The sequence below is a fragment of the Actinoplanes sp. NPDC051411 genome (genome assembly GCF_040682075.1).
Taxonomy (GTDB): Bacteria; Actinomycetota; Actinomycetes; order Mycobacteriales; family Micromonosporaceae; genus Actinoplanes.
This window is the reverse complement of record NZ_JBFBAD010000049.1, coordinates 15,162-41,356: the sequence shown is the minus strand read 5'-3', so window position 1 is coordinate 41,356 and position 26,195 is coordinate 15,162. Positions and strand designations below refer to the sequence as shown.

At 71.0% G+C, this 26,195-nt stretch carries 26 protein-coding genes; 11 read left to right on the top strand and 15 right to left on the bottom strand.

Features of this window, described 5'->3' with window-relative positions; all coding sequences use genetic code 11:
- Positions 1–2: 2 nt before the first annotated feature.
- From hydA to AB0M88_RS25960, 6 genes are read left to right on the top strand one after another with little or no spacing between them, the layout of a single operon-like run.
- Positions 3–1,397, top strand: coding sequence for a dihydropyrimidinase (gene hydA, locus AB0M88_RS25985; RefSeq protein ID WP_364106571.1), 1,395 nt, complete (start codon positions 3–5; stop codon positions 1,395–1,397).
- An 11-nt stretch (positions 1,398–1,408) separates the two neighbouring features.
- Positions 1,409–2,404: a TIGR03842 family LLM class F420-dependent oxidoreductase gene (locus AB0M88_RS25980; protein WP_364106518.1), complete on the top strand. Its 996-nt coding sequence runs from the start codon at positions 1,409–1,411 to the stop codon at positions 2,402–2,404.
- A complete protein-coding gene (locus AB0M88_RS25975) occupies positions 2,401–3,243 on the top strand; it encodes an ABC transporter permease subunit (protein ID WP_364106516.1) in 843 nt (280 codons plus the stop codon). Before AB0M88_RS25980 ends, AB0M88_RS25975 begins: the two co-directional genes overlap by 4 nt.
- Positions 3,240–4,028, top strand: coding sequence for an ABC transporter ATP-binding protein (locus AB0M88_RS25970; RefSeq protein WP_364106514.1), 789 nt, complete (start codon positions 3,240–3,242; stop codon positions 4,026–4,028). The genes AB0M88_RS25975 and AB0M88_RS25970 overlap by 4 nt, the downstream gene beginning before the upstream one ends.
- Positions 4,029–4,074: 46 nt before the next feature.
- Entirely contained in the window at positions 4,075–4,839 is a 765-nt protein-coding gene (locus tag AB0M88_RS25965) for an ABC transporter permease (RefSeq protein WP_364106512.1), read from the top strand.
- Positions 4,840–4,851: 12 nt separating this feature from the next.
- Complete coding sequence (locus AB0M88_RS25960; protein ID WP_364106510.1) at positions 4,852–5,988, top strand: ABC transporter substrate-binding protein; 1,137 nt, start codon at positions 4,852–4,854, stop codon at positions 5,986–5,988.
- Here the strand turns inward: AB0M88_RS25960 and AB0M88_RS25955 are convergent.
- The 3 genes from AB0M88_RS25955 to AB0M88_RS25945 are packed head-to-tail and all read right to left on the bottom strand — an operon-like array spanning position 5,985 to position 9,644.
- Complete coding sequence (locus tag AB0M88_RS25955) at positions 5,985–6,812, bottom strand: hypothetical protein (protein ID WP_364106508.1); 828 nt, start codon at positions 6,810–6,812, stop codon at positions 5,985–5,987. The two genes, AB0M88_RS25960 and AB0M88_RS25955, sit on opposite strands and share 4 nt — an antisense overlap.
- Positions 6,809–7,333 (bottom strand): hypothetical protein, encoded by a 525-nt coding sequence (locus AB0M88_RS25950; protein ID WP_364106506.1) that lies wholly within the window; start codon positions 7,331–7,333, stop codon positions 6,809–6,811. The genes AB0M88_RS25955 and AB0M88_RS25950 overlap by 4 nt, the downstream gene beginning before the upstream one ends.
- A 10-nt stretch (positions 7,334–7,343) precedes the next feature.
- A complete protein-coding gene (locus tag AB0M88_RS25945; RefSeq protein ID WP_364106504.1) occupies positions 7,344–9,644 on the bottom strand; it encodes an EAL domain-containing protein in 2,301 nt (766 codons plus the stop codon).
- Positions 9,645–9,771: 127 nt separating this feature from the next.
- On the opposite strand from AB0M88_RS25945, the gene AB0M88_RS25940 reads away from it, so the two are divergent.
- Entirely contained in the window at positions 9,772–10,149 is a 378-nt protein-coding gene (locus tag AB0M88_RS25940; protein WP_364106502.1) for an Hpt domain-containing protein, read from the top strand.
- A gap of 50 nt (positions 10,150–10,199) precedes the next feature.
- Positions 10,200–11,177: a PAS domain-containing sensor histidine kinase gene (locus AB0M88_RS25935; RefSeq protein WP_364106500.1), complete on the top strand. Its 978-nt coding sequence runs from the start codon at positions 10,200–10,202 to the stop codon at positions 11,175–11,177.
- On the opposite strand, the gene AB0M88_RS25930 is transcribed toward AB0M88_RS25935, so the two are convergent.
- A complete protein-coding gene (locus AB0M88_RS25930; RefSeq protein ID WP_364106498.1) occupies positions 11,131–11,493 on the bottom strand; it encodes a response regulator in 363 nt (120 codons plus the stop codon). The two genes, AB0M88_RS25935 and AB0M88_RS25930, sit on opposite strands and share 47 nt — an antisense overlap.
- A gap of 85 nt (positions 11,494–11,578) precedes the next feature.
- Here AB0M88_RS25930 and AB0M88_RS25925 point away from each other — a divergent pair, with 85 nt between their 5' ends.
- Together AB0M88_RS25925 and AB0M88_RS25920 are read left to right on the top strand one after the other, a co-directional pair.
- Positions 11,579–13,765: an ATP-binding protein gene (locus AB0M88_RS25925; protein ID WP_364106496.1), complete on the top strand. Its 2,187-nt coding sequence runs from the start codon at positions 11,579–11,581 to the stop codon at positions 13,763–13,765.
- 9 nt (positions 13,766–13,774) lie between these two features.
- Complete coding sequence (locus AB0M88_RS25920) at positions 13,775–14,863, top strand: aminopeptidase P family protein (protein WP_364106494.1); 1,089 nt, start codon at positions 13,775–13,777, stop codon at positions 14,861–14,863.
- A 44-nt stretch (positions 14,864–14,907) separates the two neighbouring features.
- Here the strand turns inward: AB0M88_RS25920 and AB0M88_RS25915 are convergent, their stop codons facing one another.
- The 4 genes from AB0M88_RS25915 to AB0M88_RS25900 form a co-directional block, all read right to left on the bottom strand.
- A complete protein-coding gene (locus AB0M88_RS25915; protein ID WP_364106492.1) occupies positions 14,908–15,555 on the bottom strand; it encodes a pyridoxamine 5'-phosphate oxidase family protein in 648 nt (215 codons plus the stop codon).
- A gap of 265 nt (positions 15,556–15,820) precedes the next feature.
- The gene (locus AB0M88_RS25910) at positions 15,821–16,276 is read right to left on the bottom strand and encodes a response regulator (RefSeq protein WP_364106490.1); all 456 of its coding nucleotides are present in this window, start codon (positions 16,274–16,276) and stop codon (positions 15,821–15,823) included.
- Between the two features lie 154 nt (positions 16,277–16,430).
- Positions 16,431–17,357 carry a serine hydrolase gene (locus tag AB0M88_RS25905; RefSeq protein WP_364106488.1) on the bottom strand — a complete coding sequence of 309 codons (927 nt, stop codon included), beginning with the start codon at positions 17,355–17,357 and terminating at the stop codon, positions 16,431–16,433.
- 5 nt (positions 17,358–17,362) lie between these two features.
- On the bottom strand, positions 17,363–18,100 hold the full coding sequence (locus AB0M88_RS25900) for a Clp protease N-terminal domain-containing protein (protein ID WP_364106486.1): 738 nt from the start codon (positions 18,098–18,100) through the stop codon (positions 17,363–17,365).
- A gap of 49 nt (positions 18,101–18,149) precedes the next feature.
- Here AB0M88_RS25900 and AB0M88_RS25895 point away from each other — a divergent pair, with 49 nt between their 5' ends.
- Positions 18,150–19,103: a class I SAM-dependent methyltransferase gene (locus AB0M88_RS25895; protein WP_364106484.1), complete on the top strand. Its 954-nt coding sequence runs from the start codon at positions 18,150–18,152 to the stop codon at positions 19,101–19,103.
- Positions 19,104–19,288: 185 nt separating this feature from the next.
- Here the strand turns inward: AB0M88_RS25895 and AB0M88_RS25890 are convergent, their stop codons facing one another.
- The 7 genes from AB0M88_RS25890 to AB0M88_RS25860 all read right to left on the bottom strand — a co-directional run bounded on the left by AB0M88_RS25890 (position 19,289) and on the right by AB0M88_RS25860 (position 26,168).
- Positions 19,289–20,122, bottom strand: a complete 834-nt coding sequence (locus tag AB0M88_RS25890) for a hypothetical protein (protein WP_364106482.1) — start codon at positions 20,120–20,122, stop codon at positions 19,289–19,291.
- 102 nt (positions 20,123–20,224) lie between these two features.
- Positions 20,225–21,079, bottom strand: coding sequence for a sugar phosphate isomerase/epimerase family protein (locus AB0M88_RS25885; RefSeq protein ID WP_364106480.1), 855 nt, complete (start codon positions 21,077–21,079; stop codon positions 20,225–20,227).
- The gene (locus tag AB0M88_RS25880; RefSeq protein WP_364106478.1) at positions 21,076–22,191 is read right to left on the bottom strand and encodes a Gfo/Idh/MocA family oxidoreductase; all 1,116 of its coding nucleotides are present in this window, start codon (positions 22,189–22,191) and stop codon (positions 21,076–21,078) included. The genes AB0M88_RS25885 and AB0M88_RS25880 overlap by 4 nt, the downstream gene beginning before the upstream one ends.
- Positions 22,188–23,018 (bottom strand): sugar phosphate isomerase/epimerase family protein, encoded by an 831-nt coding sequence (locus tag AB0M88_RS25875; protein ID WP_364106476.1) that lies wholly within the window; start codon positions 23,016–23,018, stop codon positions 22,188–22,190. Before AB0M88_RS25875 ends, AB0M88_RS25880 begins: the two co-directional genes overlap by 4 nt.
- Entirely contained in the window at positions 23,015–23,884 is an 870-nt protein-coding gene (locus AB0M88_RS25870) for a carbohydrate ABC transporter permease (protein ID WP_364106474.1), read from the bottom strand. Before AB0M88_RS25870 ends, AB0M88_RS25875 begins: the two co-directional genes overlap by 4 nt.
- On the bottom strand, positions 23,881–24,840 hold the full coding sequence (locus AB0M88_RS25865; RefSeq protein ID WP_364106472.1) for a sugar ABC transporter permease: 960 nt from the start codon (positions 24,838–24,840) through the stop codon (positions 23,881–23,883). Before AB0M88_RS25865 ends, AB0M88_RS25870 begins: the two co-directional genes overlap by 4 nt.
- Positions 24,837–26,168, bottom strand: a complete 1,332-nt coding sequence (locus AB0M88_RS25860) for an extracellular solute-binding protein (RefSeq protein WP_364106470.1) — start codon at positions 26,166–26,168, stop codon at positions 24,837–24,839. The genes AB0M88_RS25865 and AB0M88_RS25860 overlap by 4 nt, the downstream gene beginning before the upstream one ends.
- Between the last annotated feature and the right edge of the window lie 27 nt (positions 26,169–26,195).

Genomic DNA, 26,195 nt, shown 5'->3' with positions numbered 1-26,195 from the left:
CGATGCTGATCAAGGGCGGCACGGTCGTCGGGCCGACCGGGGCGAGCGCGGCCGACGTGCTGATCGACGGCGAGACGATCGCGGCGGTCTTCGCGCCCGGCCGCGGTCCGGAGGACGTCGAGACGATCGACGCGACCGGGAAGTACGTGATCCCGGGCGCGATCGACGGCCACACCCACATGCAGATGCCGTTCGGCGGCACCGAGGCCAGCGACACCTTCGACACCGGCACCAGGGCGGCGGCGATCGGGGGGACGACCACGATCATCGACTTCGCCATCCAGCGCACGGGCGAGGTCGTGCAGGACGGGCTGGCCGCCTGGCACGCCAAGACCCAGGGCCGGTGTCACATCGACTACGGCTTCCACATGATCCTCGGCGGCGTGGACGACGAGTCGCTCAAGGCCATGGACCAGCTGGTGACCAGCGAGGGCATCACCAGCTTCAAGCTGTTCATGGCGTACCCCGGCGTCTTCTACTCCGACGACGGGCAGATCCTGCGGGCGATGCAGAAGGCGCGCGACAACGGCGCCCTGATCATGATGCATGCCGAGAACGGGCCGGCCATCGACGTGCTGGTCAAGCAGGCGCTCGAGCGGGGCCAGACCGACCCGGTCTATCACGGTCTCACCCGGCCGCAGGAGCTGGAGGCGGAGGCGACCAGCCGGGCGATCTGGCTGGCCAGTGTGGCCGCCGACTGCCCGCTCTACATCGTCCATCTGTCCGCGTCGAAGGCGCTCGAGCAGGTGCGCAACGCCCGCGACCTGGGCCGCAACGTGTTCGCCGAGACCTGCCCGCAATACCTCTACCTCACGCTCGAGGACCAGCTGGGCGCGCCCGGTTTCGAGGGCGCCAAGTGGGTCTGCTCGACGCCGCTGCGCAGCAAGCACGAGAGCCACCGGGCCGACCTCTGGCAGGGCCTGCGCACCAACGACCTCTCCGTCGTCTCGACCGACCACTGCCCGTTCTGCATGAAGGATCAGAAGGAGATGGGCCTCGGCGACTTCTCCAAGATCCCGAACGGCATCGGCAGCGTCGAGCACCGGGTCGACCTGCTCTACCAGGGCGTGGTCGACGGCAAGCTGTCGCTGGCCCGCTGGGTCGAGACGATCGCCACCACCCCGGCCCGCATGTTCGGCCTCTACCCGCGCAAGGGCGTGATCGCCCCCGGCTCGGACGCCGACGTCGTGCTCTACGACCCGAACGGCCGCACCCGGATCAGCGTCGACACCCACCACATGAACATGGACTACTCGGCCTGGGAGGGCTGGGAGATCGCCGGCAAGGTCGACACCGTGATCTCGCGGGGCGAGGTGATCAGCAAGGGCGGCGAATACACCGGCCGGGCCGGCCGGGGTAGATACCTCCCCCGCGGCCTCTCCGACTATCTGCTCTGAAGGGGCCCGCGATGGACATCGGCGTCGTGCTGCAGAACGACCCGCCCGCCCGGGCGGTGGTCGACCTCGCCCGGAAGGCCGAGGCGGCCGGCTTCAGTCACGTGTGGACGTTCGACTCGCACGTGCTCTGGCAGGAGCCGTACGTCATCTACTCCAAGATCCTCGACGAGACCGAGCGGGTGATCGTCGGGCCGATGGTCACCAACCCGGGCACCCGCGACTGGACGGTGACTGCGTCGCTGTTCGCCACGCTCAACGAGATGTACGGCAACCGGACCATCTGCGGCATCGGCCGGGGCGACTCGGCGCTGCGGGTGCTCGGGCTCGAGCCACAGAGCCTGGCCCAGCTCCGCGAGTCGGTGCAGGTGATCCGCGGGCTGGCCAACGGCGAGCGGGTCACGGTGCGGGGCCGGGAGCTGGAGTTCGCCTGGGCCTCGGAGAGCCGGCTCGAGGTGTGGGTCGCGGCGTACGGTCCGAAGGCGCTCGCCCTCACCGGCGAGGTCGGCGACGGCTACATCCTGCAGCTCGCCGACCCCGACATCGCGGCCTGGATGATCGCGGCGGTCCGCCGGGCCGCCGAGGCGGCCGGGCGCGACCCGGCGGCCATCAAGTTCTGCGTGGCCGCACCGGCCTATGTGGGCGACGACCTGGCCCACCAGCGGGAGCAGTGCCGCTGGTTCGGCGGGATGGTCGGCAACCACGTGGCCGACATCGTGGCGCGCTACGGCGGTGACGGCGCGGTGCCCCAGGTGCTGACCGACTACATCAAGGACCGGCAGGGCTACGACTACGCCGAGCACGGACGGGCCGGCAACACCCACACCACGTTCGTGCCCGACGAGGTGGTCGACCGGTTCTGCATCCTCGGCCCGGTCGAGCACCACCTGAAGCGGCTGGCCGAGCTGCGCGACCTCGGCGTCGACCAGTTCGCGGTCTATCTGCAACACGATGCGAAGGAGTCGACGCTCGCGGCCTACGGGTCGCAGATCATCCCGAGCCTGAGATGAGAAGACTCCTCTTCGCGGCAATCGGACTGATCGTCTTCGTGGCGCTGTGGGAGGGGTACAAGGCGGTCGGAAGTCCGGACGGGACGGTCCTCTTCGGAGTGCGGGTCCTGCCCCGGGCCGACGACCTGTCGATGCCGCACCTGTGGACGGTGCTGCGACGACTCGGCCGCCCGGAGCTCGCGGGCGGGCGGCCGATCTGGCTGGTGGTGCTGTCGGCCTGCGGCTTCACGCTCGGCATCACCGCCGCCGGATTCGCGGCCGGCACCCTGGTCGGGCTGGTCCTGGCGGTGCTGATGCAGCAGTTCCGCATCGTCGAGCGCGGCCTCCTGCCCTACGTCATCCTCAGCCAGACCGTGCCGCTGGTCGCGCTGGCGCCGCTGGTGGCCGGCTGGGGCGGCACCATCATGCCGCCCTGGGCGACGGTCTCGGTGATCGCCTCCTACCTGGCGTTCTTCCCGGTCGCGGTCGGTCTGCTGCGCGGCCTGCAGTCGCCGTCGGCCGCCGGGGTCGAGCTGATGCGGAGCTATGCCGCCGGGTGGTGGCGCACGTTGATCAAACTCCGGCTGCCCGCGGCGCTGCCCTATCTGTTCCCGGCCCTGCGGCTGGCCGGGGCGGCCGCGGTCGTCGGCGCGGTCGTCGGCGAGATCTCCACCGGCACGCGGGGCGGCGTCGGCCGCCTGATCATCGAATACTCGCGGGAGGCGACCACCGACCCCGCGAAGGTCTACACGGCGATGCTCGGCGCGGCCCTGCTGGGCCTGGTCGTCGCCGGCGCGGTCAGCCTGCTCGAACTGCCGCTGATGCGGCACCGGCGCCACGTGGAGGTGGTGACCCTGTGAGCGCGGTGATCATCGACAAGGTCTCCAAGGTGTTCAACCCGGGCCGGCCCGACGAGGTGGTCGCGCTGTCCGAGGTCGACCTGACCGTCGGCGACGGCGAGTTCGTGTCGCTGATCGGCCCGTCCGGGTGCGGCAAGAGCACGCTGCTGCGGCTGATCGGCGATCTGATCCCGCCCAGCGCCGGCACGGTGACGGTCGCCGGGCAGGCCGCCGGGGCGGCGCGCAAGCAGCAGGCGTACGGGATCGCGTTCCAGCAGTCGGGGCTGTTCGAGTGGCGGACGGTGCTGCGCAATGTGGAGCTGCCGCTCGAGTTGCGAGGGCTGGCGCGGGCGGACCGGCGGGCCCGGGCGCAGGAGATGCTCGCCCTGGTCGGGCTGGGCGAATTCGCGTCGCACTACCCGGCCCAGCTCTCGGGCGGCATGCAGCAGCGGGTGGCGATCGCCCGGGCGCTGGCCGTGCAGCCGCCGCTGCTGCTGATGGACGAGCCGTTCGGCGCGCTCGACGAGATGACCCGCGAGCGGCTGCAGTCCGAGTTGCTGGCGATCTGCGCGAAGACCGGCACCAGCACGGTCTTCGTCACCCACTCGATCTCGGAGGCGGTGTTCCTCTCCGACCGGGTGGTGGTGATGTCGGCCCGGCCCGGCCGGATCACGGCCTCGATCGGGGTGTCGTTGCCGTCGCGGGACGACGCCGGCCGGCAGTCCGAGGCCTACTTCGCGAAGATCACCGAGGTGCGCCAGGCGCTGCGGTCGACGCCGCGCTCGGTCGAAGCGGAAGCCGCATGACCACCCGGGGAGCGGTCCGCGGGCGCGGCCCGGGGAGCGGGGCGCCATGAGGCGGCTGCGGGCGGTTCTGGCGCCGGTCGTCGTCGGCGTGCTGGCGGTCGTGGGCTGGCAGGCGGTGGTGACGCTGGGGCGGATCGCGCCGTTCATCCTGCCGGCGCCGTCGGAGATCTGGAACGAGTTCGTCGAGCAGCGGGCCAACATCTGGCACGCGGGCCTGGCCAGCGGCGCCAACGCGCTGATCGGCCTGATCGGCGGCTCGATCGTGGCGATCCTCGTCGCGCTGGCCGCCTCCCGGTGGCGGCCGCTGAGCGAGGTGTCGATCCCGTTCGCGGCGGTCGTCAACGCGCTGCCGATCATCGCGCTGGCGCCGATCCTCAACAACATGTTCGAGACGACCAGCAGCATCCCCCGCCGGCTGGTCACCGCCATCGTGGTGTTCTTCCCGGTCTTCATCAACACCCTGCGCGGGCTGCGCGAGGTCGACCCGATCCATCGCGAGCTCATGCACTCGTACGCGGCGAGCGGGTGGACCTTCGCCGCCAAGGTGCGCCTGCCCGGCGCCCTCCCGTACGTCTTCACCGGCCTGCGGCAGGCGTCGTCGCTGGCCGTGATCGCCGCGGTCGTCGCCGAATATTTCGGCGGCCTGCAGAACGGGCTCGGCTCCCGGATCACCTCCGCGGCCGCGTTCACCGCCTATCCCCGGGCCTGGGCCTTCGTGGTCGGCGCCTGCCTGCTCGGACTCGTCTTCTACCTCACCACGCTGCTCATCGAGCGGCTGGCCATGCCATACCGGGCTCGACTCATCGCATAGGACGGAGTCCCGATGTCGAAGATTCGTCTGTTCTCCACCATCGCCGCCGCGACGGTGCTCGTCCTGGCCGGCTGCGGAACCGCCGACCAGGCCTCCACCCCCAAGGCGGGCGCCGGCGGGCTGATCCCGATCAAGCTGCAGCTGCAGTGGTTCTACCAGGCCCAGTTCGCCGGCTACATCGCCGCCGTCGACCAGGGCTTCTACAAGGAGCAGGGCCTCGACGTGCGGCTGCTCGAGGGCGGCACCGACATCGTCCCGCAGACCGTGCTCGCGCAGGGCAAGGCCGACTACGCGGTGGCGTGGGTGCCCAAGGCGCTGGCCTCGCGCGAGCAGGGCGCCGGGATCACCGACGTCGGACAGATCTTCGCCCGTTCCGGCACCTACCAGGTGGCCTGGAAGTCGAGCGGGATCACCTCGCCGGCCCAGTTCAAGGGCAAGAAGATCGGCAACTGGGGCTTCGGCAACGAGTTCGAGCTGTTCGCCGGGATGACCAAGGCCGGGGTCGACCCGGGCCGGGACGTCACGCTGGTGCAGCAGCAGTTCGACATGCAGGCGCTGCTCAAGCACGAGATCGACGCCGCCCAGGCGATGAGCTACAACGAGTACGCCCAGTTGCTGGAGGCGAAGAACCCGGACACCGGCCAGTTGTACACGCCGGACGACTTCTCGATCATCGACTGGAAGTCGAACGGGTCGGCCATGCTGCAGGACGCGGTGTGGGCCAACACGGCCAAGCTCGGCGACCAGGCCTACCAGCAGCAGACGGTCAAGTTCCTGGTTGCGACGATCAAGGGGTGGGCGTTCTGCCGGGACAACCCCGAGAAGTGCCGCGACAGGGTGGTGGCCAAGGGGTCGAAGCTCGGCAAGAGCCACCAGCTGTGGCAGGTCAACGAGGTGAACAAGCTGATCTGGCCGTCGGCCGGCGGGATCGGGCTGGTGGACGACGCGGCGTGGAAGCAGACCGTCGACATCTCGCTGCACACGAAGAACCAGACCGGCGACACCGTTCTGAAGAAGCAGCCGGACGCCTCGGCTTACACCAACGACTACATCAACCAGGCGCTGACCCAGGCCAAGGCGGCCGGCGTCGACGTGACCGGAGCTTCCTTCCGGCCGGAGACGGTCAAGCTCGCGGCCGGCGGGGCCTAAAGAGGGATCAGCCGGGCGGCCAGGGCGACCGCGGTCAGGTCGCCCTGGCGCAGCTTCGCCGCGGCGTCCACCTCCCCGAGGTCCTCGAGGCGGCTCGCGGACGCCTCGATCATGTTCCGGTCGCCGTTGAGGATCCGCCGGGCGATGCGCGACTGGGCCGGGCTGAGCTCGGCGTAGGCGCAGCGGTCGAGCGCCGCGATCGTCTCCTTGTCGAGCCGGCCGGACATCGCCCGGTCGGCCACGATCTTGAGCAGCCAATCCGGCCACCAGCCGTAGCGGCCGATCGTCAGGCCGGTCTGCACCGCCATCGAGGGGCCCTGGCCGGCGCCGATGAGCTTCACGGTCAGGCCGACGTCGAAGTATTCCAGCCGCAGCGCGGCGACGAACGCCTTGATCAGCGGGACCGTGCCGACGAAGGGCTCGGCCTCGCTGGCCGCCTCGGCGTACCGCCCCTGGAGCGCGTGCACCAGCGCGGCGGTCTCGGCGGTCGTCAGGTCCTGGTTGGTCGCGCGCTCGTTCAGGCGCTCCACGGTGGCGATCAGCCGGGCGGTCGCCTTGGCGGCCCGCTCGGCCAGTTCCGGGCTGGAGACCTTGTTGAGGTGGCGCACGACCACCTCGGTGGCGATCTCGGCTTCGCGGCGCAGCAGCGGGTTGGAGATCTTGGGGACGATCTCGTCGGCCAGCACCTCGGTCACCGACGCGGCGTCGAATCGGTCACTGACCTCCTGGAACTGGGACCACCAGGACGCCGGGTGTCGGGAGGAGCGGCCGGGCTGCACCTTTCCAGATTGTCCCAGGCGGCCCGACACGGTACTCGATTTCACGTTTCCTCCCAGGGGAGTTCTTCCGGTTCCGGCGCGACCGCCCCGGAATGCTCGACCGCCCCGGAATGCTCGGGGGCCGGCAGTTCGACGACCGTGTGCCAGTGCCCGCGCTGCCGGACCGCCTCCCGGATCACCAGATGCACCGGCAGCGGCGGCGGGGTGAACGGTCCGCTCCCCCACCGCACCAGGATCGCCAGGCGACCGGCGGCCGCCTCGGCGAGCAGCTTGTCGACCGTGCGCCGCCGTTCCAGCCGGTCCACCTCGACGACGATCGGCTGGGCGTCCGGCCGGGCGCACGCCACGTCGACCACCGAGTTGCCGCGCAACGGCGGCGGAAGCGGGAAGACGCTGGGTGCCCGCCGGTAGACCCGCCAGCCCCGCGACTCGCCCCAGCGCGCCACCTCGTCGACCAGCCGGGCGGTCACCTGGTCGGCGGTGAGGTCGGCGAAGGTGAGCGCGCCGAGCCACTGCTCGAGCGAGTGGGAGGTCTGGGTGCCGTCGTCCCGTTCCAGCGCAGTCATGGGCCGTACCTTAAGCGGCGGCGCGGTCGCGCTGGGAGGCGAGCAGCCGTGTCATGTCGGCGGCCGGCATCGGCCGCGCCAGGTGGTAGCCCTGGCCCAGCGAGTAGCCGAGCAGCATCAACCGGTCCGCCTGCTCCTGGTTCTCGATTCCCTCCGCCACCGTGGCCAGGCCGAGCGCGCCGGCCAGCTGCTGCACCGCGCGGGCCACCGCCTGCCGGGCGTCGGCCGCCGCCGAGCCGGGCTCGTCGAGCTCGATGCCGTCGACGAACGACTTGTCGAGCTTGACGATCGACGCCGGGAACGAGCGCAGCAGGCTCAGCGACGACTCGCCGGTGCCGAAGTCGTCCAGCGCCATCCGTACGCCGCAGGCGTGCAGCTCGTGCAGGGCCCGCGAGACCATCGGCCCGCGGAGCACCGCCGACTCGGTCAGCTCGAGCACCAGCCGGTCGGCCGGCAGCCCGGTCTCGGCCAGCGCTGCCCGGACGTCCTGGACGAAGTCGGGGTCGTGCAGTTGCCGGGCGGAGACGTTGGGCGCGACCTTCTGCAGCACCTCCGGGCCGAACTCGGTCAGCCAGGCGGCCGCCTGCCGGCACGCCTCGCGCAGGACGAAACGGCCGAGCGGGACGATCAGGCCGGTGCCCTCGGCGGCCGGGATGAACTCGGCCGGGCTGACCACGCCGCGGGTCGGGTGCAGCCAGCGGACCAGCGCCTCGACGCCGACGACCCGGCCGGTCGCGAGCGCCACGATCGGCTGGTAGAAGATCGCGAACTCGCCCGCGTCGATGGCCCGGCGCAGTTCGCCGCCGAGCTGGGCGTGGGTGGAGACCGGCTGTTGCATGCCGTCGTGGTAGCGGACCCAGTTGGCCTTGCCACGCTGCTTGGCGGCGTACATGGCCACGTCGGCGTCGCGCTGCAGGCGGTCGAGCGGGCTGCCGGCCGCCCCGGTGGCGATGCCGATGCTGGCGTGCACCAGCAGCTGGTGCTCGCTGACCGGGCCGGTGAACGCGTCCAGGATCCGTTGCGCGATCGCCTCGCCCGGCACCGGCCGGCCCTCGGCGGCCGGTGCCGCGACCAGGACGGCGAACTCGTCGCCGCCGAGGCGTACCGGAAGGCCGTCGGCGCCGGTCTCGGCGCGCAGCACCTCGGCCACCGCGATGAGCAGCCGGTCGCCGACGTCGTGCCCGAGCGAGTCGTTGACGGTCTTGAAGTCGTCGAGGTCGATCAGGAGCACGGTCGCGTCGGCGGACGCCAGCTGGGCGGCCAGCCGCTCCCGGTAGAGCGCCCGGTTGGCCAGACCGGTCAGGCCGTCGTGGCTGACCTCGTGCTGCAGCCGCTCCTCGGAGGCGCGCTTCTCGCGCAGCAGCCGGGCGTTCTCGCGGAACGCGACGAACTGCCGCACGGTCACCAGAGCGGTGACGATCACCGAGGCGACGATCACCAGCCGGTCGGTCCAGGTCAGGCTGCCGGGGATGACGGCTATCAGGGGTACGTCAACCGCCGCGACCGCCAGGTAGGGCAGCCACGTGTTCGCCCGCCGGGAACGCTCGCCGGTCGAGATCCACTGCCGGCGGACGGCGAGGGCGCCCAACGCCGGCGCGAGCGGCATGATCATCGCCTGGGCCGGGATGGTTCCCGGCTCGCCGGCGGTCGTCATCAGCACCGCGGTCGCCGCCGCGACCAGACCGGTCGAGCCGATCAGGCGCAGCGCGGAACGGTCGATCGGGCCGCCCCGGATGTAGGCGACCTTGGTGACCGCGCCGACGGCGAGCGCGAACGACATGCCGATCAGCGTGATCGCCTGGGCGGTCCACGCGCCGGCCGACGTTATGAGCGGGGCCAGCCCGAAGTGGAAGAGCACGGTGCCGCAGCCGAGGAAGGCGATCGAGCGGTCGAGCCACTGCCGCCAGCGCTCGCCGGAGCTGGAGACGCCGAGCGGGACCCGGATCATCGCCCACATCGCGGTGAGGAAGCCGGCTCCGGCCAGCGCGGCCGCCGGCACCGGCATCGACGGCAGCACCGGCGACTGCTGGAACGCGGCCACGGCCAGCAGCGTGTAGCCGGCGGTCAGGAAGCCGAACGCGACGATCATGAACCGCCAGAACCGGCGGGCCAGGCGGTTGAGCGGGGCCCGGCGCACCAGGTCGAGCGCGGCGACGGACGCGACGGCGGCGGTCAGCGGCATGGCGAGGTACGCGAGGGCGGCCGGGCCCGCCCCGACCGTGACGTAGAGCAGGTACCAGACCGTGAAGACGACGGTGACGCCGAGCGTGACCAGGACGTATCGCCAGGGGGCGCGGGTCTCGGTGGTCACGGCTAGTGCATCGGACGACGGCGCGCCGGCTGTAGCGATTCGGCCGGATCGTCTCGCGGGACACACGCATACGGCAAAGGCCGGCGAAAACGGTCCGCGGCCGGGCCACCGGCCGCAGGATGGGGACATGGACGCGGACCGCCGGGAGGACGAAATCCGCACCCGGCTCGCGGACATCACCGGCCCGGAACCGGGCGGGCCGGAACGCGCACTGGCCGGTCGGCTGATCCGTTCCTTCCTGGCCAAGACCCCGGTCGGGGTGGATCAGCTGGCCGAACTGCTGCGCGGCGGCACCACGGGCGAGGTCCGCGACCACGCCCACGGGTTGAAGGGGTCGGCGTCCAACCTCGGCGCCGGCACCCTCGCCGCGATCTTCGCCGAGGTCGAGCACGACGCCCGGGACGGCCGGGTGCCCGACCCCGATCTCACGCTGGGGCGGGTCGGCGCCGAGCTGGCGCAGGTGCGGACGGTGCTGGAGGAGCTGGCGGTGGAGCTCGGTGCCTAGGACAGCCGGATGAGGCATTGCACCCGCTGGCGACGTGCGATGATCGCCCGGTGTCCAGCACGACGCCGGCGCCGGTGAGCGCGGCGGCCCTGGCCGAGGTGCTTCCGCTCGGCGTTCTGCTGGCCGGCGACGACGGGCGGGTGCTCTACGCCAACCCGGCGCTGGTCGAGATCTTCGACGGCGTGCCGCCCGGGCACACTCTGGGCGAACTCGCGCGGCTCACGCCGTACGGGAAAGCGGAAGCGCTCTGGAGCGCGGGCGATGATCGTCGTGTGCGGTGCACCCTGCCGGATGGTCGTGTTCTCGAGGGCGTGTGGCACCGGCTGGCCGAGGGGCGCTCGCTGACGGTCGCCGACGCGACGTCGGACGCGCTGATCCGGCAGCGGCTGCGGCAGCACAACCGGGCGCTCGCCGAGCTGGTGGCGACCAAGACCGAGCTGGTCAGCGCCCTGCTGCACGAGGTGCGGACGCCGCTGACCGCGGCCCGGACCATGGCGTCGCTGCTGCCCTCGGCGCCCGATGATCCGGTGGCCGGGGCGCTGGAGCGCAACCTGGGACGGCTCGAAGCGGTCACCCGGGAGATCGCGACGATCAGCGGGATCGAGAACGGCACGCTGGACGTTCGCGTTCGGCCGGTCGATCTCGATGAGCTGCTGCGGTCGGTCGCCGCGTCGCTGTCTCCGCCGGCCGTCGTCGTCTCGGCCGGCCAGGCCGTCGCCGCGGGCGATCCGACGCTGCTCGGGGAGGTGTTCGCGCGCCTGATCACCGCGGTCCGCGCGATCGCCGGCGGCGACCTCGTCGAGGCGTTCCCGGGCGACGGTCAGTGGCGGCTCTCGCTGCCGCTTCCCGCCTCGACGGCGGCCGACCGGCTCTTCACCGCGACCAACGCGACCGCGCTGATGTTCGCCCGGGCCGTGATCGGGCGGCACGGCGGATCGGTCGGGATCGAGCACTCCCGGCTCACCGTGCGACTGCCGACCGCTACGCCGTCAGGGCCTCCACCCGGGTCAGCAGTTCCTGCGGGGTGAACGGCTTGACCAGGTAGTCGTCGGCGCCCGCGTCGAAGCCGGAGGCCACGTCGAGCCATTGGCCGCGGCCGGTCAGCAGAATGATCGGGATGTCGGAGGTGTCCTGATCCTCGCGGAGCGCCCGGCACACTTCCAGGCCCGACATGTCGGGCATGCTCACGTCGACGACGGCGCAGTCCGGATGCTGATCGTGGGCGGCGCGGACCGCGTCGCGGCCGCTGCTCCTCGTGTCGACGTCGAGTCCCCGTCCCCGCAGCACCATCTCCACCACGTCGAGGATGATCGGGTCATCGTCCACCACCAGCACCGACGTCATGGCACCACGCCCCCTCCGATCTACTTAGAGTAACCATATGATGACGCCGGCTCGCCGGAACCGTGTGCGCTGGACGGTGGGCCGCATGCTCACCGCGGGATTCGCGGTCGCCCTGGTCGCCCTCGGGGTGGTCGGCGCCGCGGCGTACGCCCGGATCGGCGCCCTCATGCACGCCCAGCAGCCACTCACCCAGGCGCACCGGGTGCTCGGCGGCATCGGCAAGCTCGGCGACCTGGTCAACGCCACCGACCGCACCCAGCGCGAATACCTGAGCGACCACAACGCGGCCTCGCTGCAGCTCTACCGGGACACCGCCGGCCTGCTCGACCAGACGCTCGACGAGGTGCGGCACGACACCGCCGACGACCCGGCCCAGCAGCAGCTCATCGGCCAGATTCAGCCACTCCTGGCCGCGCCGACCGAAGACCACTTCAACCGCGTCGCCGAACTGGTCAGCGCCATGCACGACCGGGAGAACGCGGTGCTCGACCAGCACCTCGACGCGATCGACGAGAGCGCCCGCCGCACCCGGCAGCTGATCATCGCGGTCTCGGTCGGCACCGCGCTCTTCGTCGCGGCGGCCGGCCGGTGGATCACCAAACGGATCACCTCGGCCGCCCACGTCGTCACGGACGCGGCCGAGCGGGTGATCGAGGGCGACCTGACCCGGCCCGCCGAGGTGACCGGCCCCTCGGAACTGGCGCAGATGGCCCGGGCGGTCAACTCCTCGATGACCGCGATGGCGAGCGCCCGCGACGAGGCGGTCGCCGCGACCGCCGCCAAATCGGCGTTCCTCGCCGCCATGAGCCACGAGATCCGCACCCCGATGAACGCGGTGATCGGCGGAACCAGCCTGCTCAACGACGGCCCCCTCGACACCGAGCAGCAGGAACTCGTCGACATCGTGCGGGGCAGCGCCGAATCCCTGCTCGTGATCATCAACGACATTCTCGACTTCTCCAAGATCGAAGCGGGCGAGCTGACCCTCGACGAACAGCCGGTCAACCTGCGCGGACTGCTCGACGACGCGGTCAACCTGGTCGCGCTGACCGCCGACGCGAAAGGCCTGCGCCTCTCGGTCGAGATGGCGCCCAACTGCCCGCTGACCGTCATCGCCGACGAAACCCGGCTGCGGCAGATCCTGGTCAACCTGCTCGGCAACGCGGTGAAATTCACCGACCGGGGCGGAGTCTCGGTCCGGGTCGCCTTCACCGAAACCCGCCTGCGCATCGCCGTACGCGACACCGGCATCGGCATCCCGCCGGACCAGCTCGACCGGCTCTTCCAAGCCTTCAGCCAGGCCGACCCCGGCACGCGCGGGCGCACCGGCACCGGACTCGGCCTGGTCATCAGCCGCCGGCTGGCCGAAGCGATGGGAGGCACCATCGAGGTCGCGAGCACACCGGGATCGGGCTCGACCTTCACGGTCGAGGCGTCGGTCGGGCTGAGCGACGAAAACGTCGCGCCCTCCACCCGTACGCCCATCCGGCGCCGCCCGATCCGCCAGCCATCCCTGCACGTGCTCCTGGCCGAGGACAACCCGATCAACCAGCGGGTCGCCGAACTGATGCTGACCCGGCGCGGTCACGTGGTCGACATCGTCGACAACGGGGCCGACGCGGTGCGGGCGGTGCGCGAGGTGGCGTACGACCTGGTGCTGATGGACGTCCAGATGCCGGTCCTCGACGGGCTGGCCGCCACCGAGGAGATCCGGTCCTCACCACCGCCCTCGGGGCCACCCCGGATCGTCGCGCTGACCGCCAACGCCACCGTCGACGACCAGGCGGCCGGACGCCGGGCCGGGATGGACGACTTCCTGGCCAAGCCGATCCAGGAGGCCGACCTCGACCTGGTGCTGGCCGGCGGACACCAGATGCCGGCGACGGCGACACCCCGGGCGGCCAACGAGGACGACGACATCCGCGCCTCGGTCGCCACGATCGCGGGCGCCGACTTCGCCAACCAGGTGCGGCTGGCCGACATCCTGCTGGCCTTCGCCCGACGGCTCCCGGCCGTACTGGCCGACATCGACGACGCGGTCGTCGACGGGGACCACACGCGGGTCGACCGGCTGGCGCACGGACTGAAAGGGTCATCGGGGACGCTGGGGGCGCATCGGCTCGCCGGGGCCTGTGCACGGCTTGAGGCGTACGCGCAGAAGCGCGACGTGGCCGGCCAGGCCGCCGCCCTCCGGGAATTGCACGACCGGGCCGACGTGGCCGGGCGGGCGGTGACCACGGTCTCCCAGGAACTGGTCGCGGCGGCTGCCTAAGGTCGGCGCATGGAGACCTTCGATTACGCCGCCCGGATGTCCCGGGCCGTCGCCGCCGCCGAAGCCGCCGGACTCGACGGCCTGCTGGTCAGCCCGGGGCCCGACCTGACCTGGCTGACGGGCTACCAGCCGCCGGCCGAGACCGAGCGGTTGACGCTGCTGATCCTGACCCGGTCCCATGCGCCGGTCCTGATCGTTCCGGCGCTGGAGGCGCTGTCGGCGGTCGGCCCGGTGCCGTTGCTCGAATGGCGCGACGGCTCGGACCCGTACGCGCTGGCGGCCGGACTGCTCGCGGCGGACGGACAATACGGGGTGTCCGACTCGACCTGGGCGTTGCATCTGCTCGGGCTGATGGGGGCGCGGCCGGGAACCGGTTACCGCGGCCTTTCCGACGCGTTGCCCATGCTGCGGGCGGTCAAGGACCCGGTGGAGGTGTCGCTGCTCTCGGCGGCGGGAGCGGCGGCCGACGAGGCCTACTCGGCCATCCGGTCGGTGCCGTTCGCCGGGCGTCGCGAGCTGGACATCGCGGCCTCGCTGGCCCAGCTGCTGCGAGACTTCGGGCACTCGACGGTCGACTTCACGATCGTGGCGTCCGGGCCCAACGGGGCCGACCCGCACCATGCGGCGGGCACCCGGATCATCTCGTCCGGAGACGCGGTGGTGCTCGACTTCGGCGGCCTGATGGGCGGCTACGGATCGGACACGACACGGACCGTGGTGGTCGACTCGCCGTCGCCCCGGCTGCGGGAAGTGCACGAGGTGGTGCGGCAGGCGCAGGAGGCGGCGTTCGCGGCGGTACGGCCCGGGGTCAGCTGCCAGGAGATCGACCGGGTGGCCCGGCGGGTGATCACCTCAGCGGGGTACGGGGAGCGGTTCATCCACCGGACCGGCCACGGAATCGGGGTGACCACCCACGAGCCGCCCTACCTGGTCGAGGGCGAGGAACGGTTGCTGGTGCCGGGAATGTGCTTCTCGATCGAGCCGGGGGTCTATCTGCCGGGGCAGTTCGGAGTCCGGATCGAGGACATCGTGACCGTGACGCCGTCGGGCGGCCGGCGACTCAACAACACCGACCGTGGTCTGGCGGTGGTCCACTGACTCGCGATTTTTTCTTGGAGCGGCTATCGCTTCGGGCCTGCTCCTCAGACCGGCCGGCCCTCGTAGGCGGCGAGATGCGCAGGCAGGCCGATCTCAGGCGGAAGCACCGGATCGGGTACGGGCGCGCCCCAGCTCGTGACCAGCGGAAGCCGGCCCGCCCAGAGCCCGAGCCCGGCGTCGGGGCTGTCGCCGTCGTCCGGTGGCCCGTCGCTGACCTTGACCGAGGCCTCGGCCAGGGAGAGCGCGAGCAGCGCGGTGGCGGCAAGCTCCTTGCGCGACGGCTGCCGGGCATAATCCCACTGGCCGGGCGCGATGTGCTCGGTAAGCACCCGCAAGCCGTGCAGCTTAACCTCGTCGTCGCGCACCCACTCCGGCACGCCGTAGATCATCGCGCTCCGATAGTTGATGCCATGCTCGAACACCGACCGCGCCAGCACCAGCCCGTCGAACACCGTCACGGTCACACACACCTCGGCGCCCGTGGTGAGGCTCCGGCTGGCCACCGACCCGTGCAGATAGATCCGCTCGTCGTCGAACCCGTAGACGGTCGGCACCACCATCGGATGCCCCTCGACAACGGCCCCGAGGTGCGCGATCCGGCCGGCCGCCAGCACCGCGAGCAGATCGGCACGCTCACTCCGGCCGTTCTCTTTCATCCGGCGGTGGCGAGTGCGGGGCGTCGACGACAGCATCCGATCACTGTAGGGCCGCCAGGTCACCACCGACTCGGTGCGGCCAGCCGTTTCCAACCCGAACTGCCGCCGGGGGCCCGCCGAGAGCACCACCGCGCGAGCACCACCGCGCGAGCACCACCGCGCGAGCACCACCGCGCGAGCACCACCGCGCGAGCACCACCGCGAAGACCGCTTAGTGCGGGCTGCCGTGAAAAGACCCGGGCGGCATGGGGCTGCTGCGACGCGGCGTGCGTCGGTGCTGAGGCGGGGCGGGTTGTAGCGATCAGGCGGTTACGACGCTGCGGCGGGGACAGTCGGTTGCGCCGGCGCCGTGTTCGTGGGCGCCGTGCTGGGCGAGTTCGCCGACCGTGGTGACGACGCGGTCGTTGGGGCAGGGCTTGAGCAGGACCGCGCACACCCCGGCCTCGGCCGGCTGCCTGTCGCCGGGGTGAAGCTGGCCGCTGAGCATGAGCACCGGAACCCCGGCAAGGTCGGGATGCCCGCGCAGCGCCCGGGACAGCTCCAGGCCGTCCATCCGAGGCATGCCAAGATCGGTCAGCACGACATCGGGCCGGTTGGCGACCGCCGATTCGAACGCGGCCTGACCGTCCGGCTCGCGCAACACCGTGTGCCCCGCCCGCTTGAGCAGCCGGACGAGAATCACGGCGATGTCCTCGTCGTCCTCGGCGATCAGCACTACAGCCATGTGCGCTCCGGCGATCTCGCTTCCCGGGGTCATTCAGAACAGCATGCGCCGGGCGCCGATGCGCCGTGGTGGTTTTGCGCTATTCCACTGGCCCCTCGACCGTTTTGCGCTCAGGGGGGCGGACGCACCGGAGGATTTCCCGCTCTTTCGGGCGACATCAACAACGATTGCTCCGCCCGCCGAAGTGTCATCGTCCGAGCTCCTGCAACGCCGACCGGACAAGACTCATGAACTGCCGGGGCGTGACCCCATCGACCGAAGTGGCCGGCGCGGTCCCCTCGGCCCGGGCGACGACCAGATCTTCCGGAACGGCCCGTTGGTGCACGACCACCGTCTCGGGCGGAATGCCGAGCAGGTATTTCCCGGAGTTGCCGATCGCCAGGAACGTCCCGGTCGGCAGGGACTGCGGGATCCACCAGAGATAGCCATAACCCATGGGCGCCCCGGCAGCGAGCCCCACCCGCGGTGAGGTGCTCGCCGCCACCCACTCCGCCGGCACGACCTGCCGACCGCCCCACCGCCCGCCGCGCAGCATCACCTGGCCGATCCGGCCCAGGTCACGCCCGGACAGGAAGAAGTGATGGGCGAGGTGGACCGACCGATCGGACCGGCCGAGCAGCCGCTGGCGGCCGAGGTCGAAGTCTTGGAAGCCCAGCGGCTCCGCGACGTCTTCACCCAGCGCGTCGAAGACCGACCGCCCGGTGCACCGCTCGAAGATCGTGCCGAGCGCGTTGAAATCCCAGTTGTTGTAGAAAAAGTGCTCCCCGGGCTTCTTGGACCCCCGCTCCGGCGCACCCGCCTCGAGACCGGTGGCCGTCGAGGGGGCGTGATAGACCCCGGATCTCGCCGTCAACAGGTCACGAACTCGCGCCTGCCGCTCGATCGGCAGCAATCCGCCGACGTCGTCGATGCCCAACTCGTCCAACGTGGCATCGAGCGCGATGGCGCCGTTGCCGACCGACCGCCCGAACAGGACCGACAGCACGCTTTTGCGGACCGATGCCAGATAGGCCGGGCTGCTGTTGTCGCCGTAGTCGAGGACGGTCTTGTCGCCCTGCAGCACGAGGAACCCGGTCGTCGGCAGCATCCGCAGACCAGCCAGTACACGATCCATCGCCATCACGCCCGATCCGCGGCCCGGCGGCCGCCGTCGGCCAGGATGGCCCCCATCGCCGAGGATTTGGTGACGCCGTGCGCCCCGAGCACGCGGCCGGCCCGGCTGCCGGGATTGCGCAGCAGGCCGAGGAGCAGGTGACCGGGGCCGACCAGGTGACCGCGCGCCTCCGCGACCGCCCCGTCGATCGCCCGGCGACTGTCGGCACTCAGCGGGAGCGCCTTCGCCCGGCCCGCAGCTCCTCGGTCGCCGCCCTCCGCCGAGCCCTCCAACTCGGAGCGGAGAACGGCGGGATCGACCCCGAGCTCTCGGATCGCGGCCGCCACCTGACTCCGGTCGTCGTCGAGGATCCCCAGCAGCAGGTCGCCGCTGTCGATCGCGTCGCGGCCGAGGCGGGCGGCGTGCTCCTCGGCCCGGTGCAGCGCGGCCACCGCCGCCTCGCCGAGTTGCCGCAGGGCACCCGCCTCAACCAGATCGGCGACGGCCAGGTGGGTGAGCAGCGGCGCATATCTCTGCTGGGCGCCCTGCCGGCTCAGGCCGCGGGGGGCGCCGATGTCAGCCCACGACAGGCCCTCGGCCCGGGCCTGCTCGACGAAATAGCCGACCAGGCTTTCGCCCAGACGCGTAAACTCGCGGGCCACATGCTCGGCCTGGCCGATCAGCCGGATCGGGTCTCGCGGCTCGGCCAGCCCGTCGAGGAGCACCTCACGGACGAGATCAGGAAGACTGGGAATCGCGGTCATGTCAACATCCTAGTTGACCCGGCGTCGTCGTCAATGGTTGAGTTGACCCATGCCGTTCGACCCCGAGGGCAGCGCTCCCCTGTCCCACCTGTCCCTGCTCGCCCACCACCCCGAGCGTCTGCTCGCGCTCCGCCTCGCCCTTGCGCGACATGCCCCGGGAGCCACAGTGCTCGACGCCGGCTGCGGCGCACTGGGCACCCTGGCCATCATGGCCGCCAAGCTCGGCGCCGCTCGCGTCGTGGGCGTCGACGGCGGCCCGCTTCCGATGGCCCGCCAGCTCGCCGAGGAAAACGGCGTCGGCGACCGGGTCACGTTCCTGGAGTGCGATCTCGACGAGGCCGACGCCGCCGTCGGCCCGTTCGACGTCATCATCGGCATGGTCTATCTGAACCATCCGCGGCTCGATCTGGCCCGACAACAGTTGATGGCCCGGGTCGCGAAGCGCTTCGCCCACGCCACGACGGTCTTCGTCCCCGATCGCGTGCGGCTGAGCGTGGCCGGTTTCGACACCCGGACGGCGGACGCCACCGGCGAGACCAAGAGCACGGCGTGGCGCGAGACGATCGAGCGGGCCGAGTCGCTCAGTGGCCTGTCGATGCGGGCGGCCCGCTTCCTGGTCGATCCCGACTGGCGAAAGAGCCGGCTCGGCCTGGCCGTGCCACCGCTCTCTCCCGATGCCAGGCTGACCGCCCGCTTCGGCTTCCCCGACCGCAACACGATGACCCAGCTGACCGACCGCGAGTTCGTCGCCGAGGCGGCCTATGCGCAGGGCGCCCCCCAGCCCAGCTATCCGGAAAACCTCGAGGTGCCGGTGACGCGCGCCGGCCGGCTCGACGGCGTGATCTGGCGTCAGGACATCGTCGCCGGCGACCTGCTGATCCGCAGCACGGAGACGTTCCAGGCGGTCGACGCGGCCGAGCCGGTCATTCCCCGGGAGACGCTCACGCTGACGCTGGACGACCGCTGGCAGCGGAATGTGCCGGCCACGGTCACGCCGGGCTGATGCGGCCCGGCGAGGTTCGTCCAACAGCGATAGCATGATGCACCGGGGTCCCTGCAGTTTCTGCTGCTCTGCAGGGACCCCGTCATGCCTCGGGCGCCGGCCTGGGCGCCGGTGTAAAGCAGCAAGCCGGCACCAGCCCCTCGGTCGGGACCGGCACCGGCTTGATCAGGCCGCAGAGGCTGGGCTCACCGGTCGGTGAGCTCCTCCTCGTCGTCGTTCTCGTCTTCTTCCGGGCTCTGCCGCTGAGCCGGCACCGAGTCGTCGGCCTCCTCGGCACCGTGACGGGGGCCGGCCGCGAGCGCCTCGGGCGCCCGCTCGTCGACTACCGTCGGCTGGGCCTGGTGCATGTTCTGCGCGTTTGGGTGGATCGCGACCTCGGGCACCAGCGCCTGATCGGGCAGGTCGAGGTTCATCTGGGGCTGGTCGACCCAGAGCGCCCGCAGCTGGTGCTGCATGAACGCGGTGAGGCGCGAACGGTACTCCCGGTCGAAGTGCTCCAGAGCCTCGATCTGGTTCTGCAGCGCCTCGCGCTTGGTGCCCAGGCTGCCCACGACGTCGTCGTAGCGCTGCCGGGCCTGCTGGTTGAGGTGTTCGGAGCTGGCGCGGGCCTCAGCCACTATCTGCTCGCACTGGGCCCGGGCCTCCGCCACGATCTTGTCGGCGGTGCGACGAGCTTCTTCGGTGCGGGCGTGCGAGTCGCGGGCGACCTGCTCGGAGGCCGCGCGGGCGTCGGTGAGGACCTTGTCGGCCTCGCGGCGGACATTGTGGGCGTGCACCTGGGCATCGCGGGCGATCTGCTCGGCCGCGGCGAGCGCGTCAGTGCGGATCTTGTCGGCCTGGTGGTGAGCCCGGGCGACGTGTTCCTCCGCGGTGCGCTGCGCGAGCGTCAGCACCTGGAGGGCCTGGTTGGGGTGGGCCGGCTGCTGCGGAGGGGAGACCAGCGCGTGCTCGGAGGTCTCACTTTCCGATGTCCCATTGAGCAGCACTTTGACCCGATCCTTCATGCGGTTGTCAGACACGTGGAGACCTCCGTAGGCGCCCGACGGCGCTGGCGTGATCGGCCGGGACTCTACCAAGCTGAACAGGTATTTCGCGAGAGCAAGCGGAACGTGATATCGCGATTACGAGAGTTTCGCCGATTCGCGGAGAGACCGCAGGTAGGCCAGGTTGTCGCGGGTGCGTTCGGGGAGCGGCAGATCGACGGAGAAGTCCTCGGAGGTCACCCATCCGTCGTAATCCACCGCCGACAAAGCCCGGAAATAGGCCGAAAGGTCGGCCTGGCCGGACCGTAACGGTGACCAGTCGGCCCGCCACGCCACCGAACCGTCGGGGCGGGTGCCGTCCGCCAGCCAGGCGACATTCTTGACATGTACGTGGGCCAGGTGGTCGCCGAGCATCTCGAGACCGGCCTGGAAGTCCTCATGACCCTCGATCACCATGTTGCCGACGTCGTGGATCACGCCGACGTGGGCCGGGTCGAGTCCGTCCACCAATCGCACGGCGGCCGAGGCCGACGACACGATCGTGCGGTGGTGCAGCTCGACGAGGATCTTGACGTCGTGGGCGGCGGCGCGGGCGACCGCCCACTCCAGGTCTGCTCGGGCCTGGGCGAACAGCGCCGGATAGGTGTCGTCGCCCAGGGCGGGCATGGTGAGCCGGACGCGCCCCGCGCCGAGGGCGGCGGTCGCCGAGAGCACCCGGACGACGTCCGGCCGGTCGCCCACCTTGACGTACGCCCCGACGCCCGAGAACTCGAGGCCCGCCTCCCGGGTGACCCGGCCGATCTCGGCGAGGTTCTCCTCGAGACCGGTGAGGGGCCAGGTCGCCCGGTTGCCGGCCCAGAAGCCGGGCGGGTCGGCCGGCGCCTGGTCGGTGACCCGCCACTCGACGCCGTCCCAGCCTTGTTCGGCGAGATTGCGGGCCGCCTCGGCCGGCGTCCAGTCGGGTGTCGAGGCCGTAAAGACCGAGAACTTCATCGCGTGACCCCATCAATCGATACGGGTTGTCCGGATCCGGCCGACTCGTAGATGGCTTCGACCACGGTGAGGGCCAGGAAGGCGTCCTCGACGCCGACACCGGGCGGCCGCCCGGTCAGGATTGCCTCCACTATGTCGGCATACTGGCGCAGATGCCCGACAACGAAGTTGTCCTCCGGCTTGGGTGTCCCCAATGGCTCGGCTTCGGCCAGTTCACCCGGCTCCGCAAATGAAGCGGATTCGAGTTGGTCGTCGTGCACGACGGCGCTCCCCTGAGAGCCGTGCAGCTGGACGCGAACCCCCGAGCCCGGAAAGGCCGCGGTGGTCGCGTGCAACGTCGCCAGCGCCCCGGATTGGAACCGCAGCACCGCGACCAGCACGTCCTCGACCTCGATCCCGGTGTGCGCGAGCCGGTCGGTGTAGGCGAAGACGGAGACCGGACGGCCCAGGAAATGCAGCAGGAGGTCCAGGGTGTGTACGCCCTGGTTCATCAGGGCGCCGCCGCCGTCGAGCGCCAGGGTCCCGCGCCAGCCGGCGGAGTCGTAGTAGTCCTGGCCTCGCCACCACGGCACGGTCGCGACGGCCGAGGTCAGCCGTCCGAAGCGGCCGGCCCCGATCGCCGAGCTCACCGCGACCGTGGCCGGGTCGAAACGGTGCTGGCTGATCACCGACACGACCTGGCCGGGCGCCGACCGGGCCGCCTCGACCAGCGGCCGGGCCTGAGCGACCGAAACGTCGAGAGGCTTCTCGATGACCACGTGGGCACCGGCCGCCAGCGCCTCCAACGCCTGCTCGACGTGCTGCCCGCTCGGCGTGCAGATGACGACGACCTGGGGTTTCGTCTCGGCGAGGGCCTCGCCCAGGCTCGCGAAACACCCCGGCTCCGACGGAATCGTCGCGGCGAGCCGGGTGGCCGCCGTCGTGATCGGGTCGACCACGGCCACGATCCGCAGGGACGGGATCCGGAGAATCGCGGCCGCGTGGTTGCGCCCGATGATCCCGGCCCCGACCACCGCGACGGTCAGCGCCGCGGGTGAGGGAAGAGAAGCCGCGGGTGAGAGAAGAGGATCGGAGGCTGACTCGGGGGAGGCGGACTCGAGGGAAGGGGTCATACCAGCTCCACTCCGATCTCCCGGGTCAGCGCCGCGAACGCCCGTGCGGCTCGTCCGAACTCGGCCGGCCCCGAGAACCCGCCGGTCGAGGACTGTTCGGCGAGATGCGGTTCGAGGGAGGCGAAACCCGCGTACCCGTCGTCGCGCAGAGCCGTCAGCGTCTCGCGGAGCTCGCCGTCGCCCTCCCCCGCCGGCACGACCGTGCCGGTCGCCGAGATCGCGTCCTTGACCTGCAGATATTCCAGATAGGGCCGGAGCATCGCGTAGCCGTCGGTGTAGGGCTTCACACCGACCTGCACGAAGTTGGCGTTGTCCCAGGCCACCCGCAGGGCGTCCGAGCCGACCGATTCGATCAGGTCGAGGACCCGGGACGGGACGTCGCCGTAGATCTCCTTCTCGTTCTCGTGGAGCAGCACGACGTCGTTCTGGGCGGCGACCGAGGCCATCGTCGAGAGGCGCCGCAGCACCTCGTGGCGGATCGCGGCCGGGGTCACGCCGGCCGGACGATAGAACGAGAAGATCCGGATGTACCGGGCGCCGAGCGCGTGGGCCGCCGAAAGAGCGCGCGACAGACGGTGCAACTCGGCGTCGAAGGAGGACTGGTAGTCGACCTTGCCGAGGGGGGACGCGATCGCGGAGACGCCCATCCCCCGCTCGGCGATCAGTCGGCCGAGCGCCGCCAGTTGGTCGTCCGTCAGCTCGACGACGTTGGTGCCCCAGGCACTGCGTACCTCAATGAACCCCGCGCCGAGCGCGCGCAGCACGCTCAGCTGGATCACCGGGTCCGCGTCGATCTCGTCTCCGAATCCGGACAGCGTCCAGGTCACTTGACCCCTCCTGAGGTGAGCCCGCTCATCAGATAGCGCTGGAAGATCAGATAGAGGGCGACGACCGGCACCGCGCAGACGAGCGCGGCCGCCATCAGCTGGCCGTAGAGCGGCAGCGCCCCGCCCTCCTGGGTCGCGCCGAAGACCTGCAGGGTTACCGCGGCGGTCCGGGTCCCCGGATTGGTCATCACCGAGGCGAACAGGACGTCGTTCCAGCCGAGCAGGAAGGCGAAGATCCCCGAGACGACGAGGCCGGGCCAGCTCAGTGGAAGCACGATGCGGGTCAGGACGGTCCACGACGAGGCGCCGTCGACGCGGGCGGCCTCGTCGAGCTCGCGGGGCAGGCCCCGCAGGTAGGTGACCATGACCCAGGTCGAGAACGGGAGGCCGAAGGTCAGATAGGTCAGGAACAGGGCCCACCGGGTGCCGATCACCGGCACCCCGAGCACGCTGCCGATGCTCGAGAAGAGCACGAAGACGGGCAGCAACATCAGCGTGCCGGGCACGCTCTGCAGGGCGAGCAACCCGCGCAAAATCGTGAGCCGGCCTTTGAAGGCAAAACCCACCAGGACGTACGCGGCGAGCAGCGACACGAAAGCACACAGCACGGCCACCGACCCGGCGACCACGAGGCTGTTGACCAGACCCTCGCCCAGGTCAACGGTCGACCAGATGCGCAGGTAGTTGGCGGGTTCGAAGCTGCGGGGCAGGAAGTGACCGGCGGCCACCGACAGATCCGAGCTGACCGAGGCAAAGATCATGTAAAGGACCGGCCCGAGGATCAGGGTCAGCAGCAGCACGAGGACGACCGCGCGTAGCGGCCGCGGCAGCATCCGGGCGACCTCGTCGGCCCGGGTCGTGCTCATCGCTGGGCCCCCTCGTCGCCGGTGTTGAGGCGGACCGCGCGCAGGTAGACCGCCATCGGGATGGCGATCAGCACCAGCGAGATCACGGCCATCGCGGCGCTGAGCCCGAACCGCAGGTTCTGGAAGCTCTCGACCCAGGTCAGCACCGGCAGCACCTCCACATCATGCGGTGCCGGGACGCCGAACAGGACGAACGGCAGTGTGAAGTTGTTGACGTTGTGCAGGAAGGCGATGATCAGGGCGAGTGCGAGCGGGCCGCGCAGGTGGGGTCCGATCACGTGCCAGAACTTCGCCCACCAGCCGGCGCCGTCGAGGGCCGCCGCCTCGTGCACGGTCGGGTCGATCGACTGCAGCCCGGCGACCGCGAGCAGGTAGATCAGCGGCCAGGACGCCCAGACCTGCACGATCACCAGGGCCCAGAAGCTCTTGGGCCCGTTCAGCCAGAGGCCGGGATGCCAGCCGAGGTGGGCCAGCCAGCCGTTGGCGATGCCTTCCGGCTGCAGGATGATGCGCCAGACCGTGCCGACCACGAAGGCCGGGAGCACGTAGGGCACCAGGAAGATCGAGCGGACCAGTCCGCGGCCACGGAAGCGGTCCTGGGTCGCGAGCGCGGCCGCCACCCCGATCGGCAGGGTCACCACGGTGACGATCGCGGCGTACCCGACGCTGAGGCCGATGCCGTGCAGCAGCGGCGAGTCGGTGAGGGCCTCGCGGTAGTTGTCGAGGGCGATGAACGGGGCGTGCACCCATTCGCGGATCGTGTACTGGTCGAGGTCGGCCAGTGAGATGTAGGCCGCGACCAGCAGCGGGACCACGATGACGACCAGGGTGAGCAGCCCGCCCGGCAGCAGCATCCACAGCGGACGGTTGGCCCGGGTCACCCGCTTGGGCCGGCCCCGGCGGGCACCGCCGGCCGATTGCTCGGACGACGGTGCCGGGACGCGGGTGGTGGTCACTTCGCCTTGTCCAGTGCGCTCTGCGCGTCGGCCTGCGCTTTCTGCACCAGGCCGTTGAGCTTGCCGTCGTCGACCTTGCCGGTCGACAGGTCGGGGATCGACTGGACGACCACGTTGACCAGGGCCAGCTGGATCTGGCTCCAGGCGCCGGTGAACGGGGTGCCGACCGACTTGGTGGCCGAGTCGACGATCGGGGCGAGCACCGGGTCGTTCTTCAGCGTGGCGGCCGCCTCGGCGTTGGTCGGAAGCTCGCCGAGCAGCTTGTAGTACGCCTCCTGGCTGTCCGCCGAGGTGAGCTGTTTGACCAGGGCGAGGGCGAGATCCTTGTGCTTGGAGTACTTCGCCACCACCAGATTGTCGCCCGAGAGGATGCTGGCCGCCGGTTTGCCGCCGGCCGGGGTCGCGGTCGCGCCGGGCGGGATCGTCGGCATCAGGGCGTAGGCGTACTTGCCCGCGACCGTCGACTTGTCGAGGGCCGGCCGCGAACTGGCCGACACCATGGGCAGGAAGGCCGCCTTACCCTCACCGAACGCGGCGACGGCCTGGGCGTTCTTCCACCCGACCGCGGCCTGATCGACCACCTTGTCGGTCGCCAGCCAGCCCAGATAGGTCTTGTAGGCGGCCACTGTGCGCGGATCGGACAGCGACGCCGTCTTGCCGTCGACCAGCGGGTTGCCGGCCTGCACCGACATCGCCCAGACGAACTTCCACGGGTCGAAGCCGTCCGCGTAGCCGACCGCCAGGCCGTACTTGCCGCCGCCGGTCATCTTCTTGGCCTGCTGGAGCAGGCCGTCCCAGGTGTCGGCCGGTTTGTCGATGCCGGCCGCGGCGAGCATGTCCTTGTTGTAGGCCATCACGAACGGGCGGCTGGCGAACGGGATGCCGGCCTCGTGCTGGGCGTCCGGGCCCGAGATGCCCAGGTCGGCGGGGACGAACTTGTCCCGGCCGCCGATCTTGGCCCAGTCGTCGGTGCTGAGCGTCTCGAAGGCGCCGGTCGCGTACGCGGTCGGCGTGAAGGTGGTGCCCAGGGCGTACACGTCGGGACCCTGGCCGGAGAGCACCGAGGTCTGGATGCGGGTGAGCTCGTCGTTCGCGGAGGCGAACGTCTCGAACTTGACCGTGGCGCCGTTGTTCTCCTTGGCGAAGCGTGCCGAGACGTCGGAGAACCACTGTCTCTGCTGCTCGGGATAGATCGTGTTGGCGCCGATCAGCACGTTGATCGTCGTGCCGGCACCGCCGCCGGAATCGTCGGACCCGCCGCAGGCGGTCAGGCCGGAGGTGACAAGGACGGCGCCGCTGAGGGCGATAAGAATTCGCCGTGTGAACATGCCCGGTGCTCCTCACGTCGGTGTTCC

Bases quoted from the DNA above. Each gene is read 5' to 3' on its own strand.
- AB0M88_RS25915 (WP_364106492.1), bottom strand. From the start codon at position 15,555: ATGCTGTCGTCGACGCCCCGCACTCGCCACCGCCGGATGAAAGAGAAC.
- AB0M88_RS25975 (WP_364106516.1), top strand. From the start codon at position 2,401: ATGAGAAGACTCCTCTTCGCGGCAATCGGACTGATCGTCTTCGTGGCG.
- AB0M88_RS25895 (WP_364106484.1), top strand. From the start codon at position 18,150: ATGCCGTTCGACCCCGAGGGCAGCGCTCCCCTGTCCCACCTGTCCCTG.
- AB0M88_RS25950 (WP_364106506.1), bottom strand. From the start codon at position 7,333: ATGACTGCGCTGGAACGGGACGACGGCACCCAGACCTCCCACTCGCTC.
- AB0M88_RS25960 (WP_364106510.1), top strand. From the start codon at position 4,852: ATGTCGAAGATTCGTCTGTTCTCCACCATCGCCGCCGCGACGGTGCTC.
- AB0M88_RS25870 (WP_364106474.1), bottom strand. From the start codon at position 23,884: ATGAGCACGACCCGGGCCGACGAGGTCGCCCGGATGCTGCCGCGGCCG.
- AB0M88_RS25860 (WP_364106470.1), bottom strand. From the start codon at position 26,168: ATGTTCACACGGCGAATTCTTATCGCCCTCAGCGGCGCCGTCCTTGTC.
- AB0M88_RS25940 (WP_364106502.1), top strand. From the start codon at position 9,772: ATGGACGCGGACCGCCGGGAGGACGAAATCCGCACCCGGCTCGCGGAC.
- AB0M88_RS25880 (WP_364106478.1), bottom strand. From the start codon at position 22,191: ATGACCCCTTCCCTCGAGTCCGCCTCCCCCGAGTCAGCCTCCGATCCT.
- AB0M88_RS25900 (WP_364106486.1), bottom strand. From the start codon at position 18,100: ATGACCGCGATTCCCAGTCTTCCTGATCTCGTCCGTGAGGTGCTCCTC.
- AB0M88_RS25930 (WP_364106498.1), bottom strand. From the start codon at position 11,493: ATGACGTCGGTGCTGGTGGTGGACGATGACCCGATCATCCTCGACGTG.
- AB0M88_RS25885 (WP_364106480.1), bottom strand. From the start codon at position 21,079: ATGAAGTTCTCGGTCTTTACGGCCTCGACACCCGACTGGACGCCGGCC.
- hydA (WP_364106571.1), top strand. From the start codon at position 3: ATGCTGATCAAGGGCGGCACGGTCGTCGGGCCGACCGGGGCGAGCGCG.
- AB0M88_RS25910 (WP_364106490.1), bottom strand. From the start codon at position 16,276: ATGACCCCGGGAAGCGAGATCGCCGGAGCGCACATGGCTGTAGTGCTG.
- AB0M88_RS25925 (WP_364106496.1), top strand. From the start codon at position 11,579: ATGCTCACCGCGGGATTCGCGGTCGCCCTGGTCGCCCTCGGGGTGGTC.
- AB0M88_RS25980 (WP_364106518.1), top strand. From the start codon at position 1,409: ATGGACATCGGCGTCGTGCTGCAGAACGACCCGCCCGCCCGGGCGGTG.
- AB0M88_RS25965 (WP_364106512.1), top strand. From the start codon at position 4,075: ATGAGGCGGCTGCGGGCGGTTCTGGCGCCGGTCGTCGTCGGCGTGCTG.
- AB0M88_RS25905 (WP_364106488.1), bottom strand. From the start codon at position 17,357: ATGGATCGTGTACTGGCTGGTCTGCGGATGCTGCCGACGACCGGGTTC.
- AB0M88_RS25920 (WP_364106494.1), top strand. From the start codon at position 13,775: ATGGAGACCTTCGATTACGCCGCCCGGATGTCCCGGGCCGTCGCCGCC.